Annotated in this window: 3 protein-coding genes and 2 pseudogenes (1 of these 5 cut by a window edge); 3 read left to right on the forward strand and 2 right to left on the reverse strand. The window is 67.9% G+C overall.

Going from position 1 to position 3,028, the window contains the following annotated elements; all coding sequences use genetic code 11:
• Both ACFE99_RS13955 and sdhC read right to left on the reverse strand, forming a co-directional pair.
• A pseudogene (locus ACFE99_RS13955) lies at positions 1-251 on the reverse strand (succinate dehydrogenase); the annotation flags it as partial.
• Positions 248-586, reverse strand: coding sequence for a succinate dehydrogenase, cytochrome b556 subunit (sdhC, locus tag ACFE99_RS13960; RefSeq protein WP_375486228.1), 339 nt, complete (start codon positions 584-586; stop codon positions 248-250). The gene sdhC and the pseudogene ACFE99_RS13955, both read right to left, overlap by 4 nt.
• 275 nt (positions 587-861) lie before the next feature.
• On the opposite strand from sdhC, the gene ACFE99_RS13965 reads away from it, so the two are divergent.
• The 3 genes and pseudogenes from ACFE99_RS13965 to ACFE99_RS13975 form a co-directional block, all read left to right on the forward strand.
• Positions 862-1,266, forward strand: a complete 405-nt coding sequence (locus tag ACFE99_RS13965; protein WP_375486204.1) for a cytidine deaminase — start codon at positions 862-864, stop codon at positions 1,264-1,266.
• Complete coding sequence (locus tag ACFE99_RS13970; RefSeq protein ID WP_375486206.1) at positions 1,263-2,564, forward strand: thymidine phosphorylase; 1,302 nt, start codon at positions 1,263-1,265, stop codon at positions 2,562-2,564. The genes ACFE99_RS13965 and ACFE99_RS13970 overlap by 4 nt, the downstream gene beginning before the upstream one ends.
• Positions 2,561-3,028, forward strand: a pseudogene (locus ACFE99_RS13975) (adenosine deaminase family protein) (it continues 543 nt past the right edge of the window). Before ACFE99_RS13970 ends, ACFE99_RS13975 begins: the two are co-directional and overlap by 4 nt.

Below are 3,028 nucleotides of genomic sequence, written 5' to 3' on the forward strand. Positions count from 1 at the left end.
AACGGCGAATGCCAGCGCTGGGCCACGTAGTTGAAGTCGACGCGGTACACGCCGTCGTCGGCCATCAGCATCACGAACAGGTGTCCGAGCGCCAAGAACACCAGCACGACGCCGGAGAACCGCATGAACAGCCAGGCGTATTTCTCGAAGTTGGGCATGCCTGAGCGCCGGCGGGGTGCGCGCGGGTTGTCCAGGCCGGCGGGGCGGTCGTGGCTGCGGGTCAATACCGGGGCGGGCTGGGGCGCGTTCATCCGAACCGCCCGAGGAAGTGGATGCCCAGCACCACCGTCGCGGGAACCATGACAAGCAGCCACACGACGCCGATGACCCACAGCATCAGCCGCTGATAGCGGGGGCCTTCCGACCAGAAGTCGATCAAGATGACCCGCACCCCGTTCAGCGCGTGGTACAGCACCGCGGCCACCAGCCCGAGTTCCATCGCGCCCACGATCGGCGACTTGTAGGTCTCGATGACCTCGTTGTAGGTCTGCGGGCCCACTCGCACCAGCGCGGTGTCCAGCACATGGACGAACAGAAAGAAGAAGATGGTCGCGCCGGTGATGCGGTGCAGCACCCACGACCACATACCGGGGTCGCCGCGATACAGGGTCCGCACCGGCCGCGGGCGCGAGGATCCTTGTGCCGGCTTCGCAGACGTCGTCGTCATTGATGCCTCTCAGTTATGGTGCCGGCACGCAATGTGTAGCCGGGCAATTCAATTTAGACCCATTTGCCGTGTCGAATGAACGGCTCAGCGGCCCGCGACACCCGCATCGGCGGCAACGTTAAGGTGGCGTGCGGGTTGATCGACGGCTGGACGGGGCTGCCCAATGCGTTCACAACATGGCGGGCATCGCTAACATGACCGACGCAATTGAGTGGAATACGCTGCGGGACAAGGCGCTCCAAGCAGCATACCGAGCTTATGCGCCGTATTCGCGGTTGCGGGTGGGTGCGGCGGCACTGGTCGACGATCGCCGCGTGGTCACCGGATGCAATGTGGAGAATGTCTCATATGGCCTAGGTCTCTGTGCCGAATGCGGAGTGGTCAGCGCCCTGCGCTCGACCGGCGGCGGCAGGCTGCTCGCGCTGGTGTGCGTCGACGCCAGCGGGACGCTGCTGACGCCGTGCGGGCGGTGCCGGCAAGTGTTGTTGGAACACGGCGGGCCCGATCTGCTCATCGACCACCCCGGCGGACCCCGTCGGCTCGGCGACCTGCTGCCCGACGCGTTCGGCCCCGACCACCTTCCTGCTAAAGAGCCGTGAGCCGCTTCACATTCGACGCGCCCACCGTAATCAAGACCAAACGCGATGGCGGCCGGCTTTCCGACGCCGCCATCGAATGGGTCGTCGACGCCTACACCCACGGGCGGATCGCCGAAGAACAGATGGCAGCGCTGCTCATGGCGATTTACCTGCGCGGCATGGACCACGCCGAGACCGCCCAGTGGACCGCGGCGATGCTGGCCTCAGGCGAGCGGTTGGACTTCAGCGATCTGGAGCGGGATGGCAAGCCGCTTCTGACCGTCGACAAGCACTCCACCGGCGGAGTGGGGGACAAGATCACCCTGCCCCTTGTCGGTGTCGTCGCCGCATGCGGAGCCGCCGTGCCGCAGGCATCCGGGCGCGGGCTCGGGCACACCGGCGGCACCCTGGACAAGCTGGAATCCATCGCCGGGTTCACAGCCGATCTGCCCAGCGGCCAGCTGCGCGAACAGCTCCGCGAGATCGGCGCGGCCATCTTCGCGGCCGGCCGATTGGCACCCGCCGACGCCAAGCTCTACGCACTGCGTGACATCACCGCCACGGTGGAGTCGCTTCCGCTGATCGCCAGTTCGGTGATGAGCAAGAAGCTGGCCGAAGGCGCCAGTGCATTGGTGCTCGACGTCAAGGTGGGTTCCGGCGCGCTGCTGAAGTCCGAACCGCTGTGCCGCGAGTTGGCACAGACCATGGTGCGGCTGGGCGCCGCGCATCAGACGCCCACCCACGCCGTGCTCACCGACATGAACCGCCCGCTGGGTGCCGCCGTCGGCAACGCGCTCGAAGTCGCCGAAGCCCTCGACGTGCTGGCTGGCGGCGGACCGCCCGACGTCGTGCAGCTGACCGTGGCGCTGGCCACCGAGATGCTCGAGCTCGTCGGCGTCGACGCACGCGATCCGGCAACCACCCTCGGTGACGGCACCGCAATGGATCGATTCCGCGCGCTCGTCGCCGCGCAGGGCGGCGACTTGGCGGCGGCGTTGCCGGTGGGCGCGTGTTCGGAGACCGTGACCGCCGACCGGGGCGGCACAATGGGCGACATCGACGCGATGGCGATAGGGATGACGGTGTGGCGGCTCGGCGCGGGCAGGACCCGCCCGGGCGAACGGGTGCAACCCGGTGCCGGCATCCGCATCCACCGCCGCCCCGGTGAACCGGTCGCCGCCGGCGAGCCGCTGTTCACGCTATACACCGACACCCCGCAACGCTTCGACGCCGCGATGGCCGAGCTGGACGGCGGCTGGAGCGTCGCCGACACGCCGCCACCGCGACGGCCCCTGATCATCGATCGGATCACACCATGACGACACCGCTGACCCTGGACATGATCAGCCAGGCGCCCAAGGCGCTGCTCCACGATCACCTCGACGGCGGGCTGCGCCCGGCCACCGTGCTCGACATCGCCGGCCAGATCGGCTACGACGACCTGCCCGCCTCCGACATCGACGAGCTGCGACGTTGGTTTCACACCCGGTCCTACAGCGGCTCGCTCGAGCGCTACCTCGAGCCGTTTGCGCACACCGTCGCGGTGATGCAGACCCCCGAAGCCCTGCACCGGGTCGCCTATGAGTCCGTACAGGACCTGGCCGCCGACAACGTGGTGTACGCCGAGGTGCGCTTCGCCCCCGAGCTGCACATCAATCGTGGGCTGTCGTTCGACGACGTGGTCGACGCGGTGCTGGCCGGTTTTGCCGACGGCGAGAAGGCCGCAGCCGCCGAGGGCCGCACGATCACCGTCTACGACCTGAAACACTCCGACGACTACGCC

Origin of the sequence: uncultured Mycobacterium sp. (assembly GCF_964249325.1) — a bacterium.
Lineage (GTDB): Bacteria > Actinomycetota > Actinomycetes > Mycobacteriales > Mycobacteriaceae > Mycobacterium.

Coding starts and splice junctions, on each gene's coding strand:
- ACFE99_RS13965 (WP_375486204.1), top strand. CDS start 862: ATGACCGACGCAATTGAGTGGAATACGCTGCGGGACAAGGCGCTCCAA.
- sdhC (WP_375486228.1), bottom strand. CDS start 586: ATGTGGTCGTGGGTGCTGCACCGCATCACCGGCGCGACCATCTTCTTC.